Below are 15837 nucleotides of genomic sequence, written 5' to 3'. Positions count from 1 at the left end.
CTGCCCGTCATGACCGCTTTTGCCAAACCCGTGACCCTGGCCGGCAAGCACGCCACGCTGGAGCCGCTGCGCCCCGAGCATGCCGACGGCCTGCGCGCCGCCTGCGCCGACGGCGAGCTGTACAAGCTCTGGTACACCAGCGTGCCAGCGCCCGAGCGCATGGAAGCCGAAATCGCGCGGCGCCTGGGCCTGCAGGAACAGGGCTCGATGCTGCCGTTCGCGGTGCGCGACGCTGCGGGCGAGCTGGCGGGCATGACCACCTACATGAATATCGACGCGGCCAACCGGCGCGTGGAGATCGGCTCCACCTGGTATGCGCGCCGGGTCCAGCGCACGCCGCTGAACACCGAGTGCAAGCTGATGCTGCTCGGCCATGCCTTCGACCAGCTCGACTGCATCGCCGTGGAATTCCGCACGCACTGGATGAACCAGCAGAGCCGCGCCGCGATCGCGCGGCTGGGCGCCAAGCAGGACGGCGTGCTGCGCAACCACCAGCGCATGCCAGACGGCTCGTTGCGCGATACCGTGGTGTTTTCGATCATCGCCAGCGAATGGCCGACGGTGCGTCAACACCTGCAATTCCAGCTTGACCGTCCGCACTGAAGCGGCCGCCTATCACCAGAGCAAGGCATCATGCTGATCGACTTCTTCTTCTCGCTGCGCCACGCCAAGCTGCCGGTCTCGGTCAAGGAATACCTGACCATGCTGGAAGCGCTCAAGGCGCAGGTCATCACGCCCTCGATCGACGAGTTCTACTATCTGTCGCGCATGACGCTGGTCAAGGACGAGAAGCACTTCGACAAGTTCGACCAGGCCTTCGCCGCCTACTTCAAGGGCGTGGAAAGCCTGGTCGACTGGAAGTCCGACATCCCGCTCGACTGGCTGCAGAAGACGCTGGAGCGCGAGCTGTCGGCCGAGGAAAAGGCCAGGATCGAGGCCATGGGCGGCCTCGACAAGCTGATGGAGCGCCTCAAGCAACTGCTCGAGGAACAGAAGGAAAAGCACGAGGGCGGCAGCAAGTGGATCGGCACCGGCGGCACCTCGCCGTTCGGGCACGGCGGCTACAACCCGGAAGGCATCCGCATCGGCGGCCCCAGCAAGGGCAACCGCACCGCGATCAAGGTGTGGGAAGCGCGTACCTACAAGGACTACGACGACCAGGTCGAGCTTGGCACGCGCAACATCAAGGTGGCGCTGCGCCGGCTGCGCCGTTTCGCGCGCGACGGAGCCGATACCGAGCTGGACCTCGACGACACCATCCACTCGACCGCGGCCAATGCCGGCCTGCTCGACATCAAGCTGCGGCCCGAGCGCCACAACAAGGTCAAGGTGCTGATGCTGATGGACGTGGGCGGCTCGATGGACGACCACATCAAGCGCGTGGAAGAACTGTTCTCGGCCACCAAGACCGAGTTCAAGCACCTGGAGTACTACTACTTCCACAACTGCCTGTACGACTACGTGTGGAAGAACAACCGCCGCCGCCACGCCGAGAAGCTGGCGACGTGGGACCTGCTGCACAAGTACACGTCCGACTACAAGATCATCTTCGTCGGCGATGCGACCATGAGCCCGTACGAGATCCTGCAGCCCGGCGGCTCGGTCGAGTACAACAACGCCGAGGCCGGCGCGGTGTGGCTGAACCGCATGACCGAACAGTTCCCGCATTTCGTCTGGCTCAACCCCGAGCCGGAAGGCCTGTGGCAGTACCGCCAGTCGATCACCGTGATCAACCAGCTGATGAAGGGACGCATGTTTCCGGTCACGCTGGCGGGGCTGGAACAGGCGATGAAGGTGCTGTCGAAATAAGAACTGCCTGGTTTGCTCCCTCTCCCGCTTGCGGGAGAGGGAGCAAACCGCCCGCAACCTGGGCATTTCAGTGACCTCCGGCGACCTCAGCCGGGCCGCGCCAGGTCCGCGCCTTCCATAACCCAGGCACGGAAAGTACGCAGCGCGGGCAAATGCTGCTTCTGCTCCGGATAGCACAGGTAATAGCCCTTCTTGGCCAGCACCTGCGCCGGATGCGCGACCACCAGCGCACCGGCATCGAGTTCCTGTTCGATCAGGCAGCGCGGGATCAGCGCAATGCCCAGCCCCGACAGCGCTGCCTGTGTCAGCAGCGAGAACTGGTCGAAGCGCGCGCCGCTCCACGCCTGGCGGGTAGCCACGCCGAGCGTGGCGAACCAGTCGGGCCACGCCTCGGGCACCGTAGTGTGGTGCAGCAGCGGGTAGCGCAGCAGCGCATCCGGCGTGCGCGCGACGCCGTCAGGCTCATCGGCCAGCAAGCCCGGGCGGCAGACCGGCAGCACTTCGCGTCCGGTCATGTAGTCAGCCAGGCTGCCGGGCCAGACGCCGTCGCCGAAGCGGATCGCCGCATCGAGATCCGGCTCGGAGAAATCGTAGCCCTGCGCATGCGGCACGAATTCCAGCGTCACCTCCGGATGCCGGGCGAAGAACTGCGGCAGGCGCGGGATCAGCCACTTGGCGCCCAGCGTCGGCATGCTGGCGATATGCAGCACGCCGCCACGCCCCTGGCGCGCCATCAGCTCGACGGTGGCCGCCTCCAGTTCGTTGAGGCTCGGGCCGATACGCTCCAGGTAGCGCTCTCCCGCCGTGGTCAGCACCAATCGCTGGCGCACGCGTTCGAACAGTTCGACGCCGAGGTAGGCCTCCAGGCTGCGTACCTGCTTGCTGACCGCGCCTTGCGTGACATGCAGTTCGCGTGCGGCCACAGTGAAACTGTTGTGCCGGGCCGCAGCCTCGAAGGCCTGCAACTCGGTAAGCGACGGACACATGCGTCGCATAATTCACCTCTACTTCACGACCAAATGGAATGAGCTAGGGATTTTATTTCGTTTGCGAGGGCCGTGCTCGAACGCGCAGAATCAGTAAACCACCTCTGTCTCTCCTTTTCCCTACAAGAACCCTCATGCAACGTCGCCACCTCCTCCGCGTCCTGGCCGCCGCTTCGGCCGCCCTCGCCACCGGCCTGTCGTTCAGCGCCGCCGCCCAGTCCGGCTACCCGTCCAAGCCGATCACGCTGGTGGTGCCCTTCCCCGCCGGCGGCACCACCGACATCGTCGCGCGCATCGTTGCCGACAAGCTCGGCCAGCAACTGGGCCAGGCTGTGGTGGTCGACAACCGCGGCGGCGCGGGCGGCAGCATCGGCACTACCTTCCTGTCGAAGGCGGCGCCGGATGGCTACACGCTGGGCATTGCCACGGCCTCGACCCACGGCATCAACCCTGCGGTCTACCCGCGCCTGTCCTACGATGCAACCAAGGACTTCACCACCATCACCAACCTGGCCTCGGTGCCGAACGTGATGAGCATCAACCCGGCGGTCAAGGCCACCGACATGAAGTCTTTCATCGCGCTGGCGCAAGCGCAGCCGAACAAGCTGGCCTATGGCTCCGCCGGCAACGGCAGCGTCTCGCACATGATGGGGGAACTGTTCAAGATGAGCAGCAAGACCGAACTGCTGCACGTGCCGTACAAGGGCGTGGGCCCGGCGCTGAACGACGCGCTGGCCGGCCAGGTGCAGGTGCTGTTCGATAACCTGCCGTCGTCGCTGCCGTTCATCGAAGGCGGCAAGCTGCGCGCGCTGGCCGTGGCCGCGCCCAAGCGCGTGGCGGCGCTGCCGAACGTGCCGACCTTCGCCGAGCTGGGCCTGGGCGAGGTCAACGACGCCGCCTGGTTCGGCCTGATCGCACCGGCCAACCTGCCGGCAGACATCCAGAACAAGCTGCATGCCGCCGCCCTCAAGGTGCTGGCGACGCCGGACGTCAAGGCCAAGCTGGAAAAACTGGGCGCGACCCCGGTGGGCGACACCCCGGCGCACTTCGCCGCGCAGATCAAGAGCGAAGTGGCCAAGAACAAGCGCGTGGCCGCGGCCGCCAAGATCTCGCTCGACTGACCCCTGGCGCAGCACCATGAAAGATACCGACCGAACCACCGCGGATAGTCCGTACTTCCTGTACCAGCCGGAGGGCGAGCCCGCGCCGCTGTTCCTGGATTCGCCGCACAGCGCGACCACCTACCCGACGGACTTCCGCCCCGATCCCGCCCTGCCGCTGCCGCTGCTGCGGCAGGCCGAGGACACCTTCGTCGATGAACTCTACGCCGGCGCGCCGGCTCGCGGCATCCCGCTCTTGTGCGCGGGCTTCCCGCGCAGCTACCTCGACGCCAACCGCGCGCTGGAGGAAATCGACGAAGCCCTGCTCGACGCCCCCTGGCCCGGCGCGAAGCAGGAAACCTCCAAGACCCGGCTTGGCAAGGGCCTGGTCTGGCGCGTGCTCGACAGCGGCGAAGCGATCTACGACCGCAAGCTCGGCGTGGAAGAAGTGCAGTTGCGCATCAACCGCTGCTACCTGCCCTACTACGCGCAACTGCAGAAACTGGCCGACCACGCCGTCACCAGCCACGGCAGCGCCTGGCACATCAACTGCCATTCGATGCCGAGCCACGCCGCGCCATACGCGACCGAGTTCCCCGGCCTGGAGCATCCCGACTTTGTCGTCGGCGACCGCGACGGCACCACCTGCGACAAGCGCTTTACCGACCGCATCGAAGGCGTGCTCAAGGACATGGGCTACGAGGTCTGGCGCAACCACCCGTACAAGGGCGTGGAAATCGTGCGCGTGGTCGGCCAGCCGCAGGCCGGTCGCCACAGCCTGCAGCTCGAAGTCAACCGCAAGCTGTACATGGACGAGGTGGCCCTGACCCACACCGCCGGCTTCGCCAAGCTGCGTCATAACCTGAACGCACTGCTGGACGATCTGCTGCGCTTTACGCGCGCGATGCCCTCGCGCGTGGCCTGAGGCGTTTGCCGGCGCACCACGGCCGGGCCGCGCAGGATCACCGCGGCACGGTCGTGCGGGTTCCCCGCAGTTGTGCAGCGTGGGAAATATCTGCTAGAAAGCAGGCCCCTTCCTGCGCGTCGTCATTGCGTTAGAAGAATAGGTAACAAGATTTAGGAACTTTGCCGGATAGGTTTCCTCTATCATGGCATTCCTTTGCGAAGCTATCCGGCCTGCCGGCCCCGCGCCGGCAAGCCAATCCCTGAACGCAAACACCGCAAACACTGTGATCCGACGAATTTCCGAACTCCTCGGCAGCCGGCTCCGCATGGTCGCTGCCGCGGTGGCCGGTGCGATCGGGCTGGCGGGCTGCGCCAACATGCCGGCCGACGAGGCCGCCGCCCAGGCCCCTGCCGCCGCCCCGACGGCCGCTCCCGCCCGGCCCGCCCCCGCCCCTGCCGCTTCCTCCACGCCGCCCACCAAGACCGTCACCCTCCCCGATCGCGGCCGTGTCAGCCTCTCCGAGTACCGCGCACGCATGCGCGAGCAGCTGATGAAGACCGAGAACGCCAGCAGCGACGTTGCCGACTGCGCCGCGCACGCCAGCTGGGTGGTGCCGCGCTCGGCCACCTACGATGCCCTGAAGATCCCCACCGGCGCGCTCGGCGCCGGGCAGGCCACGACCGAGCCCTGGAGCGGACGCTTCTCGCCCGGCAAGCAGGCCGTGCCGGTCAGCACCGTGGTGACGTTCAACGCCACCGCGCACAAGCGCCGCGGCGACGACTGGCAGCCCGTGCGCGTGCGCTGCGGCTACGACGACGGCATGATGCTGGCGTACGAACTGCAGGACCCCAGCGGCGCCACCATCAGCGAACCCGCGGCCGCACCGGCGGTGCCCATGTCGAGCCAGGCCACGTCGGCCGGCAAGAGCCGCAAGGGTAAGGGCAAGAGCACGGCGTCGTCGAAATCGAGCAAGTCTTCGGCGACGAAGTCGGCTTCGTCGAAGTCGGCTTCGGGGTCGGCGAAGACCAGTAGCAAGGCGAAGACGAAGCAGTAAGCACGCGGGCGCTCGTGCACGCTTGTTGCCTCCCCTCTCCCGCAAACGGGAGAGGGGAGCAAACCAACCCCAGTCCCAGCCTCAGCCCAGGTAATCCAGGGTCGCCTGCAGCATCGCCGTGCCCAGCAGCGCGCTGCGCGCGCCGTTCCAGCCCACCGCCGGATCAGGCAGATCGGCATTGTCCTTGAACGGCATTTCCAGGGTCAGCGCCAGGCAGCCGAAGGTATGGCCGATGTACTTGGACGCGAGCTTGAGCGCGTCGGCGTTGTACTTGCTGGCGGCGTAGCCGTGCACGTTCTGGAAGTCCGGCGATGCGCGCTTGAAGGCTTCGATGAAGCGCTGCTGCTCGCGCCGGCGCGCTTCGGTAAAGCCGGGCAGCATCTCGCTGCCGGCAACGAAGTTGTACGGCAGGCCCTCGTCGCCGTGGATATCGAAGAACATGTCGCAACCCGTGGCCTCGATGGCACGGCGCACATGGTAGACCTCCGGACTGGTATCCGCGCTGGGCGACATCCATTCGCGGTTCAGGTTGGCGCCGGCGGCGTTGGTGCGCAGGTTGCCGCGCGCCGAGCCGTCCGGGTTCATGTTCGGCACGATATGGAACACGGCGCGCTCGAGCAGCTTGCGCGCGACCGGATCGCCGGCCCAGGCGCCGGTGCCGGTCAGCCGCTGCAGCACGCCCTCGACAAACCATTCGGCCATGCTCTCGCCCGGATGCTGGCGCGCAATCATCCAGATGGTCTTCTTCCCGGGGCCGGGCTGGCCCAGCGTGACGCGGGTCATGTCGCGCCCGTCGACCGTGCTGCCCAGATGCGACAGTTGCGCCAGCGGCGAGCGCTGGCAGCTCGCCAGCAACGACAGGTGTCGCTCATCGGGATACGGTTCGAAATACGCGAACCAGACGCTGTCGTGTTCGGGCGTGAACTCCACCGTCATCACCTTGCCGTCGAAGCGGGTCGGCACGCGGAACCAGTTCGCGCGGTCATACGATGCCACCGCGCGGTAGTCTCGCCAGCCGTCCGGGTAAGTGCAGTCGCCGGCGTTGAGGAAGTGCATCCGGCACGCCTGCCCCGCCGCGCCCTGCAGGCGGAAGTGGAACCACTGCCGGAAGTCGGCGTGCGAATCGGCACGGATGCGCAGGCGGATATCGTCGGCACGGTCGAGCGCCTCGACCTCGATGGCACCCGAGTCGAAATGCGAGGAGATATGCAGGGCGGAAGGCATGGCTGGCGGTCTCGTTTCGTTAGGGTTCAGTCTTCCGGGGTTCAGTCTTCCAGGCGGCGGCGGAACACCCAGCGGCCGGAGTCGGAAGCGGCGGCATCGAAGGCATAGCCGTCCTCGGCGAAGCGCTTGAGCTTTTCCGGCTCGGTGATGCGGTGCGTGACCGCGTAGCGCGCCATCGTGCCGCGCGCGCGCTTGGCATGGAACGAGATGATCTTGTAGCGCCCGCCCTTCCAGTCCTCGAACACCGGCGTGACGATGCGTGCCTGCAGCACCTTGGGCCGCACCACCTTGAAATACTCTTCCGAGGCCAGGTTGACCAGCACCGGCGCGCCGTCCTGCCTGAGCGCGGCCATGTCGCCGTTGATCATCTGCGTGACATCATCGCCCCAGAACGCATACAGGTCCTTGCCGGCGGCGTTGTCGAGGCGCGTGCCCATCTCCAGCCGGTAAGGCTGCATCCGGTCCAGCGGACGCAGCACGCCGTACAGGCCGGACAGGATGCGCAGGTGCTTCTGCGCGAAGCCGAGGTCCTCGGCGGTCAGCGTCTTCGCATCGAGACCGTCGTAGACGTCGCCGTTGAAGGCCAGCACCGCCTGCTTGCTGTTGGCGGTGGTGAACTCGGGCGACCACTCGGCATAGCGCGTGACGTTGAGCACGGCGAGCTTGTCAGAGATGTCCATCAGCGCGCCCACGTCCTGGGGCGCAAGCTTGCGCAGGCGCTCGATCAGCGTGGCGGAACGGTCGATGAAACGCGGCAGCGTATGGGTCTTGATGCGCGGGAGTGTCTCGTAGTCCAGGGACTTGGCGGGAGACAAAACGATGAGCATGGCAAAATCGCGGCAGTAGCCAAGGACAAACCAGCCAAGATTGTAGCGAATGCGCCTCGACAGCACCGGAACCGACCATCCCGCCAGCCCCGCCGGCATCACATCCGCGCCCGCGGACGCACCTTTCGTGGTGCTTGACTCCAACATCTGGGTGGACCTGCTGGTGTTTCGCGACCCGCATGTCGAGCCGATCCGGCGCGCGCTGGAAGCCGGCGCCATCGCCCCGGTGATCCGCGCCGACTGCCGTGAAGAACTGCGCCGGGTGCTGGCTTATCCGCAATTTGCCCGCTTCGAGGTCGATATCGACGCCGCGCTGGCCACCGTCGACCGCCTGACCCGCCTCGAACCTGCGCCGCCGCAGGACGAGGCCGACGCCATCAGGCTGCCCCGCTGCAAGGACACCGACGACCAGAAGTTTGTCGAACTGGCCCACTTTGCCGGCGCGGCGTGCCTGGTGTCGAAGGACAAGGCGGTGCTCAAGCTGCGCAGCCGGCTGCGCCGCTCCAGCGGCGTCGAGGTGCTGACGCCGCCGGGCTTTGGCGCCTGGCTGGCCGCCCGGGCCGACAGCACAGTGGACACCACGGCCGACACCACGGCCGACACCACCGCCGACACCGCGGCCGATCCGCTTTAGAATTGCCGGATCGCGCGCGAGGCCGCTCCGGCACGCGCGCCCTCTTCTTACCGCATCGATACGCCCGCAACATGTCCGCTGACACCACGCTCGCACCCCTGACCCCGCCGCCCTCGCGCCTGCCCGGCGTCGGCACCACCATCTTTACCGTGATGTCGGCCCTGGCCATCGAGAAGAACGCGGTCAACCTGGGCCAGGGTTTCCCGGACTTCGATTGCGACCCGAAGATCGTCGATGCCGTCGCCGGTGCCATGCGCGCAGGCCATAACCAGTACCCGCCGATGGCGGGCGTGCCGCGCCTGCGCCAGGCCATTGCCGGCAAGATCGCCGCGCTGTACGGCCATCAGTACAGCTGGGATACCGAGATCACCGTCACCGCCGGCGCCACGCAAGGGATCCTGACCGCGATCCTGTGCGCCGTGCATCCGGGCGACGAAGTGATCGTGCTCGAGCCCTGCTACGACAGCTACCTGCCCGCGATCGAACTGGCCGGCGCCACCGCCGTGCCGGTCACGCTGGAGGCACCCGAGTTCAGCGTGCCGTTCGACAAGCTCGCCGCCGCGATCACGCCGCGCACGCGCATGATCCTCATCAACACGCCGCACAACCCCACGGGCACGATCTGGCGCGCGGGCGACATGGACAAGTTGGCGCAGATCCTGGCCGGCACCGACATCCTGCTGCTCTCCGACGAGGTCTACGAACACATGGTCTACGACGGCCAGCGGCATGAATCGGTCTCGCGCCACCCCGAACTGGCGCGGCGCAGCTTCGTGATCTCGAGCTTTGGCAAGACTTATCACGTGACCGGCTGGAAGATCGGCTATGTGGCCGCACCGGCCGCGCTGATGAACGAGTTCCGCAAGGTGCACCAGTTCAACGTGTTCACCGTCAATACGCCAGTGCAGCACGGGCTGGCCGACTACATGTCCGATCCCGCGCCGTACCTGCAGCTGTCTGCGTTCTACCAGGCCAAGCGCGATGTCTTCCGCGCGGGGCTGGCCGGTTCGCGCTTCAAGCTGCTGCCGTCGGATGGCACCTACTTCCAGTGCGTCGATTACTCGGCGATTTCCGACCTGAGCGAGGCGGACTTCGCCATGTGGCTGACGCGCGAGATCGGCGTAGCGGCGATTCCGGTGTCGGCGTTCTATACGCAGCCGCGCGAGTCGGGCGTGGTGCGGTTCTGTTTTGCGAAGAAGGAAGAGACGCTGGCGCTGGCGCTGGAAAGGTTGGGGAAGCTTTAAGAAAAAACAGAAACGCCCGCGAATCGCGGGCGATCTTGCATCCGAGGGCTATCACAAGCCGGCGGTTTGCTCCCCTCTCCCGCTTGCGGGAGAGGGGCCGGGGGAGAGGGCAGGCGGTGGCATTCCGACGACCTTTACTTCGTTGATGCTCGGGCCCTCACCCCAACCCTCTCCCGCAAGCGGGAGAGGGAGCACACAAGCGGCAAGTCGAACCGCTTGCTACTTGCTCCGGCTCATCATCAGCTCGGTATTCGCCTTCCGGTCCGCATTGACCTTCTGCACCGACTCGCGCTGCGACAGCGTCTTCAGGTAATCCTTGACCGGCAGGTCGGCCAGCATATCCGTGCCATAGATGATCTTGGTGCACGACGACACCAGCGGCAGGTGCACCGCCGCGGCGCAATCGGCCAGCGTGAAGCTGTCGCCTGCGATATACGGCGAGAACCTCGCCAGTTTGGCAAATGCCGGGATATAGCGCGTCAGCAGCTTGTGCTGGCGCTCTTTGACGCCGTCGCTGACCTTGCCGCCGAAGAACGCTTCCGGATACAGCTCGCGCGCCGTCAGCTCCAGGTACAGCTCCATGAAGGTGACGATCTCACGCACCTTGCCGGCCTGCAGCGGATCCTTCGGCAGCAGCGGCGTCTGCGGGAAGGCCGCTTCCAGGTATTCGACGATGACTTCCGACTCGCACAGCGAGCCAGATTCGGTGATCATGTAGGGCACCTTGCCCGCGGGCGAAGCGGCCGGGTCGGTCTCGCCGATCCAGGCGAGCACCTCTTCGAACGGCACGTTCTTTTCCAGCAGCGCCAGCTTCACTTTGTTGTAGTAGTTGCTGGCGGCAAAACCGCAGAGCTTCAGCATGTCGTCTCTCTCCGTTATTGGAATGGTCGCCCGCGCGAGCACGGGCCTGAGGGGGATTGTGGACCATCCGGAGCCTGCCGTGTCCGGCCTGGCCGATCAGCGCACGCCGCCTGCCTTTCCGCTCTGTTCGGAAAGATGCAAAAAACGTACGATCGTGCTAATTTAACCACAACTTTTGGGACGAATGATGAGCACTTTCACCATCGACACGCTGGGTGTTGTCGGCACCGGCGCCATGGGCCGCGGCATCGCGCAGATCGCCGCCCAGGCTGGCCTGACCGTCAACCTGTACGACGCCAACCCGCAAGCTGTGGCCGCCGCCCGCCAGTACCTGCAGGACACACTGGCCAAGCTCGCCGACAAGGGCAAGATCAGCGCCGCCGACGCCGAGGCCACGCTGGCCCGCGTCAAGCCCTGCGGCGCGCTGGAAGACCTGGCCGGCTGCGACATGGTGCTGGAAGCCATTGTCGAGAAGCTGGAAGTCAAGCGCGACCTGATCGCCAGGCTGGAAGCGATCTTGCGCGAGAACGCCATCATCGCCTCGAACACCTCGTCGCTGTCGATCACGGCGATCGCCGTCGGGGCGAAGCAGCCGGGCCGCATCGCCGGCTACCACTTCTTCAACCCGGTGCCGCTGATGAAGGTGGTCGAGGTCATCGACGGCCTGTCGGGCGACCCCGCCGTGGGCGACGCGCTGATGGCGCTGTCGCGCCGCATGGGCCATACGCCGGTGCGCTGCAAGGACATGCCGGGCTTTATCGTCAACCATGCCGGCCGCGGCATGAACATCGAAGGCCTGAAGGTCGCGCAGGAAGGCGTGGCCGAGTTTGCCGATATCGACAACATCATGCGCGAGCAGGCCGGCTTCCGCATGGGCCCCTTCGAGCTGATGGACCTGACCGGGCTGGACGTGTCGCATCCGGTGATGGAGTCGATCTACAACCAGTTCTACCAGGAGCCGCGCTATCGTCCGTCGCCGATCACCGCGATCCGCGCGGTCGGCGGCCTGATCGGCCGCAAAGCCGGCGCCGGCTTCTACCGCTACGCCGATGGCCAGAAGCAGGTGCCGGCCGCCGCCGTGGTGCCGGCCGCGCGCCCGTCGAGCGTGTGGGTCAGCCACGCCAGCGAGCGCGGTCACGCCATGGTGACCAAGCTGCTGGGCGCGCTGGGCGTGACCCCGGAAGGCGGCAACCAGCCGTCGGCCGATGCGCTGATCATCGTCACGCCGCTGGGCCTGGACGCCACCACCAGCGCGCTGCAGCAGGGCCTGGACCCGGCCCGCACCGTCGCCATCGACACGCTGCTGCCGTTCGAGGCCACCAGGCGCCGCACGCTGATGACCACGCCGGCCACCACTGCCGCCGCGCGTGACGCCGCGCATGGCCTCTTTGCCAGCGACGGGGTGCCGGTCACGGTGATCCGCGACTCGGCCGGCTTTGTCGCGCAGCGCGTGCTCTGCTGCATCATCAACATCGCCAGCGATATCGCGCAGCAGCGCATCGCCACGCCGGGGGACATCGACCTTGCCGTGAACCTCGGCCTCGGCTACCCGAAGGGCCCGCTGGCGCTGGGAGACGCGGTCGGCCCGCAACTGGTGCTCGAGACGCTGCGCAATATGGAAGCACTGACCGGCGACATGCGCTACCGCCCGAGCCCGTGGCTGTGGCGCCGCGCCGGCCTTGGCCTGTCGCTGCTGGCCGAAGAGCAGTAAGTCCGTTTCCTGCCGTTTTCAGAGTCGCCCCCATGCCCGCACAACTGCTTTCCGAACGCGTCGATTCGACGCTGGTCCTGACCATCTCGAACCCCGAGGCGCGCAACGCGCTGCACCCGGACATCTATGCAGGCTCCAGGGCGGCGCTGGACGCGGCCGCCGCCGACGATTCGATCCGCGCGGTGATCTTCACCGGCGCCGACGGCATGTTCTGCGCCGGCGGCAACCTGAACCGGCTGCTGGGCAATCGCAGCCAGCCGCCCGAAGTGCAGGCCGCCAGCATCGAAGTACTGAACGGCTTTATCCGTTCGCTGCACGCCTTTCCCAAGCCGATCATCGCGGCGGTGGAAGGCGCGGCCGCGGGCGCGGGCCTGTCGCTGGTGCTGGCATGCGACTTCGTGGTCGCGGCCAGCGATGCCAAGTTCGTGATGGCCTACGTCTCGGTCGGGCTTACGCCCGATGGCGGCGGCTCGTACGAACTGGCGCGCGCGCTGCCGCGCCAGCTCGCCAGCGAGCTGATGATGGAAGGCAAGCCGATCAGCGGCGAGCGGCTGGCCCAGTTTGGCCTCGTCAATCGCGTCACGCCGTCGGGCGAGGCGCTGGCCGAGTCGCTGCGCCTGGCCGCGGGCCTGGCCAGGCAATCGCCGCATGCGGTGGGCCGCATCAAGGGCCTGATCAACTTTGCGGCCACGGCTTCGCTCGACGAACACCTGCTGGCCGAGCGCGACAACTTTGTCGCCGCGCTGCATCACCCTGATGGCGGCGAAGGCATCAGCGCTTTTCTTGAGAAGCGCAAACCGCAGTACCGCTGACAGACCCGGACGGGCCGCTGCCCGTCTTCATGGCAAACCCGCGGCAGACGGGCACGCCAGCACAACACAAGGAGACAACGCATGGAATTGCCGCCGTCCTCGCGTCGCCGCATCTACCTGATGCGGCACGGTGCCGTCTCGTATTTCGACGAAGCCGGGCGCCCCGCCCTGCCGGAAATGGTCCCGCTCAACGAGACCGGCCGCATGCAGGCCACCGCCGCCGGGCGCGCCTTTGCCGCCGAGCAGATCCGTTTCGATCGCGTCATCGTCAGTGGCCTGCCGCGCACCGTGGAGACCGCCGAACGCGTACTGGCCGAACTGCCCGGGATGGACAGCGTGGTGCCCGAGGTCTGGCCCGAATTCCAGGAGATCCGAGGCGGCGACCTGTCCGCGATCGCCGACGCCGACCTGCGCGACGCCTTCGTCGGCGCCTTCGAAGGCGAAGTCCCCGAAGACAAGCGTTTTCTCAACGGCGAGACCATCGGCGCCTTTCTCGACCGCGTGCTGCCCGGGCTGGATCGCCTGCGTGCCGACCCGCAATGGGACACGGTCCTGATGGTGCTGCACGGCGGCACCAACCGCGCCATCCTGTCGCAGGCCATCACCTGCGGGCGGCGCGTGCTGTTCGGCTCGCTGCTGCAGACGGCGGGCTGCATCAATGTGCTCGACATGGGCGACGGCCCGCTCGACTGGGTGGTGCGCATGACCAACTACTCGCCGCCCACACCCGTCCACAGCGGCTCGCGCCACACCACCATGGAAGTGCTGCTGCACCAGTATTTGCGCGGACGCCAGCCGGCCGCCTGAGCCACCCGAGCCATCCAACCGAACCCGAACAGAAAACCAACGGAGACAGCATGACGAGCAACGTATCGCACTTCGAGGGCACACGCCCGGTGGCAGACCAGCAGCGCTTCGACACCGGCGCGCTGGAAACCTGGATGCGCCAGCACGTGGAGGGCTTTGCCGGCCCGCTGACCGTCGAGCAATTCAAGGGCGGCCAGTCCAACCCGACCTTCAAGCTGGTCACGCCGGGCCAGACCTATGTCATGCGCGCCAAGCCCGGCCCCAAGAGCAAGCTGCTGCCGTCGGCGCATGCCATCGAGCGCGAATACCGCGTGATGGCCGCCCTCGCCGGCACCGACGTGCCGGTGGCGCGCATGTACGCGCTGTGCGAAGACGAATCGGTGATTGGCCGCGCCTTCTACATCATGGAATTCGTCGCTGGCCGCGTGCTGTGGGACCAGTCGCTGCCCGGCATGGACAATGCCGAGCGCAGCGCCATCTATGACGAGATGAACCGCGTCATCGCCGCGCTGCATACCGTCGACTACAACGCCATCGGCCTGGGGGACTACGGCAAGCCAGGCAACTACTTCCAGCGCCAGATCGAGCGCTGGACCAAGCAATACAAGCTGTCCGAGACGGAGTCGATCCCGGCCATGGATGCGCTGATGGACTGGCTGCCGCAGCATATTCCGCAGGAAGACGCCGACCTGACTTCGATCGTGCATGGCGACTACCGGCTCGACAACCTGATGTTCCATCCGACCGAGCCGCGTGTGCTGGCGGTGCTGGACTGGGAACTGTCCACGCTGGGGCATCCGATGGCGGACTTCAGCTACCACTGCATGAGCTGGCATATCGCGCCGGGGCAGTTCCGTGGGATTGCGGGGCTGGACTATGCGGGGCTGGGGATTCCTGACGAGGCATCGTATCGCCGCATGTACGAGCAGCGTACCGGGCGCGCGATCACTGGTGACTGGAATTTCTATCTTGCCTTCAGCATGTTCCGTATTGCCGGGATTTTGCAGGGGATCATGAAGCGCGTGGTCGATGGGACGGCTTCGTCGGCGCAGGCTACGGATGCGGGCAAGCGGGCGCGGCCGATGGCGGAGATGGGGTGGGAGTATGCGAGGAAGGCTAAGGGTGAGTGAGTGATTTTTGGAACTGGGTGGCCGTTGGGGACATGCTGTCGGGGGCTTGAAGCGTTGTGGTCACTGTTGGTGACATGCTGTCGGCTGTTGAACCGCCTGGTTCCGCCCTCCTGGGCGGGTAACTTTTTGTCCGAGCGACAAAAAGTCACCAAAAAGCGCGTTTACGGCCCTGCGGGCGGCCACTTTTATCGTAGTGGGCAGAGGCTTTCGTACGGGGCTAGGCTTCGTTGCGGGACAGGACTGCCTGACGCCCTGGTGCGCCACGGTGGCTGGAATTGACCCGGTTCTTGAACGAGCCCAGAGCTGTGGGTGGCCCCTGCTACGGGCGGCAACGCAGGAACGCCTACGGCTGCGCTGCGCGCCGGCAGTATCTCAGGTCGGGGGCCCTGGCATGGAACGCGTCGCTGCGCTCGCTTGGCGCTATCGCGGGTGAGCCCGCAACCGCTCCCTGCCGCTTGTTTGCTCCCCTCTCCCGCTTGCGGGAGAGGGGCCGGGGGTGAGGGCCGGAGCCCCCGCGAAGTAAAGCCAGCCAATTTGCCGGAGCAGAGCCAAGGCTTTCCTATGCGCCAGCCATGTCGCCAGCGCGCGACGCCGAGCCCGAAGCGGGCCTGTCAGTTTTTTTGTGTGCAGGGCAGTTAAAGGCTCACCATCTTTTCGACTGCTGAGCCAGCATTATCTCAACGATGTGGATGAGTGAAGCGTTCCTCATAGAGGATCGCAAACTGGTTCAT

At 66.4% G+C, this 15837-nt stretch carries 15 protein-coding genes; 11 read left to right on the top strand and 4 right to left on the bottom strand.

Going from position 1 to position 15837, the window contains the following annotated elements:
* Positions 1-9 precede the first annotated feature (9 nt).
* Positions 10-603, top strand: a complete 594-nt coding sequence (locus tag VSR71_RS06720) for a GNAT family protein (RefSeq protein WP_342913148.1) — start codon at positions 10-12, stop codon at positions 601-603.
* 30 nt (positions 604-633) lie between these two features.
* Positions 634-1809: a VWA domain-containing protein gene (locus tag VSR71_RS06715; protein ID WP_342913147.1), complete on the top strand. Its 1176-nt coding sequence runs from the start codon at positions 634-636 to the stop codon at positions 1807-1809.
* Between the two features lie 86 nt (positions 1810-1895).
* On the opposite strand, the gene VSR71_RS06710 is transcribed toward VSR71_RS06715, so the two are convergent.
* The gene (locus VSR71_RS06710; protein ID WP_342913146.1) at positions 1896-2804 is read right to left on the bottom strand and encodes a LysR substrate-binding domain-containing protein; all 909 of its coding nucleotides are present in this window, start codon (positions 2802-2804) and stop codon (positions 1896-1898) included.
* 125 nt (positions 2805-2929) lie between these two features.
* Here VSR71_RS06710 and VSR71_RS06705 point away from each other — a divergent pair, with 125 nt between their 5' ends.
* From VSR71_RS06705 to VSR71_RS06695, 3 genes are all read left to right on the top strand, one after another.
* Positions 2930-3916, top strand: a complete 987-nt coding sequence (locus VSR71_RS06705) for a tripartite tricarboxylate transporter substrate binding protein BugE (RefSeq protein WP_342913145.1) — start codon at positions 2930-2932, stop codon at positions 3914-3916.
* Positions 3917-3932: 16 nt separating this feature from the next.
* Positions 3933-4820: an N-formylglutamate amidohydrolase gene (locus VSR71_RS06700; RefSeq protein ID WP_342913144.1), complete on the top strand. Its 888-nt coding sequence runs from the start codon at positions 3933-3935 to the stop codon at positions 4818-4820.
* Positions 4821-5085: 265 nt separating this feature from the next.
* A complete protein-coding gene (locus VSR71_RS06695) occupies positions 5086-5856 on the top strand; it encodes a BspC domain-containing protein (protein ID WP_428979359.1) in 771 nt (256 codons plus the stop codon).
* Positions 5857-5937: 81 nt separating this feature from the next.
* On the opposite strand, the gene VSR71_RS06690 is transcribed toward VSR71_RS06695, so the two are convergent.
* Both VSR71_RS06690 and yaaA read right to left on the bottom strand, forming a co-directional pair.
* Positions 5938-7080, bottom strand: a complete 1143-nt coding sequence (locus VSR71_RS06690) for a M14 family metallopeptidase (protein ID WP_342913143.1) — start codon at positions 7078-7080, stop codon at positions 5938-5940.
* 41 nt (positions 7081-7121) lie between these two features.
* Positions 7122-7907: a peroxide stress protein YaaA gene (gene yaaA / locus VSR71_RS06685; RefSeq protein ID WP_342913142.1), complete on the bottom strand. Its 786-nt coding sequence runs from the start codon at positions 7905-7907 to the stop codon at positions 7122-7124.
* A 49-nt stretch (positions 7908-7956) separates the two neighbouring features.
* Between yaaA and VSR71_RS06680 the strand changes: the two genes are divergently transcribed.
* Both VSR71_RS06680 and VSR71_RS06675 read left to right on the top strand, forming a co-directional pair.
* A complete protein-coding gene (locus VSR71_RS06680; RefSeq protein ID WP_342913141.1) occupies positions 7957-8541 on the top strand; it encodes a PIN domain-containing protein in 585 nt (194 codons plus the stop codon).
* A 71-nt stretch (positions 8542-8612) separates the two neighbouring features.
* Positions 8613-9785, top strand: a complete 1173-nt coding sequence (locus VSR71_RS06675) for a pyridoxal phosphate-dependent aminotransferase (RefSeq protein ID WP_342913140.1) — start codon at positions 8613-8615, stop codon at positions 9783-9785.
* A 219-nt stretch (positions 9786-10004) separates the two neighbouring features.
* Here VSR71_RS06675 and VSR71_RS06670 read toward each other — a convergent pair whose 3' ends face one another.
* A complete protein-coding gene (locus VSR71_RS06670; protein ID WP_342913139.1) occupies positions 10005-10646 on the bottom strand; it encodes a glutathione S-transferase in 642 nt (213 codons plus the stop codon).
* Positions 10647-10833: 187 nt separating this feature from the next.
* Here VSR71_RS06670 and VSR71_RS06665 point away from each other — a divergent pair, with 187 nt between their 5' ends.
* From VSR71_RS06665 to VSR71_RS06650, 4 genes are all read left to right on the top strand, one after another.
* Positions 10834-12357, top strand: coding sequence for a 3-hydroxyacyl-CoA dehydrogenase (locus VSR71_RS06665; RefSeq protein WP_342913138.1), 1524 nt, complete (start codon positions 10834-10836; stop codon positions 12355-12357).
* 32 nt (positions 12358-12389) lie between these two features.
* On the top strand, positions 12390-13169 hold the full coding sequence (locus VSR71_RS06660; RefSeq protein ID WP_342913137.1) for an oxepin-CoA hydrolase, alternative type: 780 nt from the start codon (positions 12390-12392) through the stop codon (positions 13167-13169).
* Positions 13170-13250: 81 nt separating this feature from the next.
* The gene (locus VSR71_RS06655; protein ID WP_342913136.1) at positions 13251-13976 is read left to right on the top strand and encodes a histidine phosphatase family protein; all 726 of its coding nucleotides are present in this window, start codon (positions 13251-13253) and stop codon (positions 13974-13976) included.
* A gap of 50 nt (positions 13977-14026) precedes the next feature.
* The gene (locus VSR71_RS06650) at positions 14027-15106 is read left to right on the top strand and encodes a phosphotransferase (protein WP_342913135.1); all 1080 of its coding nucleotides are present in this window, start codon (positions 14027-14029) and stop codon (positions 15104-15106) included.
* Positions 15107-15837 lie beyond the last annotated feature (731 nt).

The sequence above is a fragment of the Cupriavidus oxalaticus genome, from assembly GCF_038900635.1.
Lineage (GTDB): Bacteria > Pseudomonadota > Gammaproteobacteria > Burkholderiales > Burkholderiaceae > Cupriavidus > Cupriavidus oxalaticus_B.
Note: the sequence above shows the minus strand (reverse complement) of the source record. Positions and strands in the feature narration are given on the sequence as shown.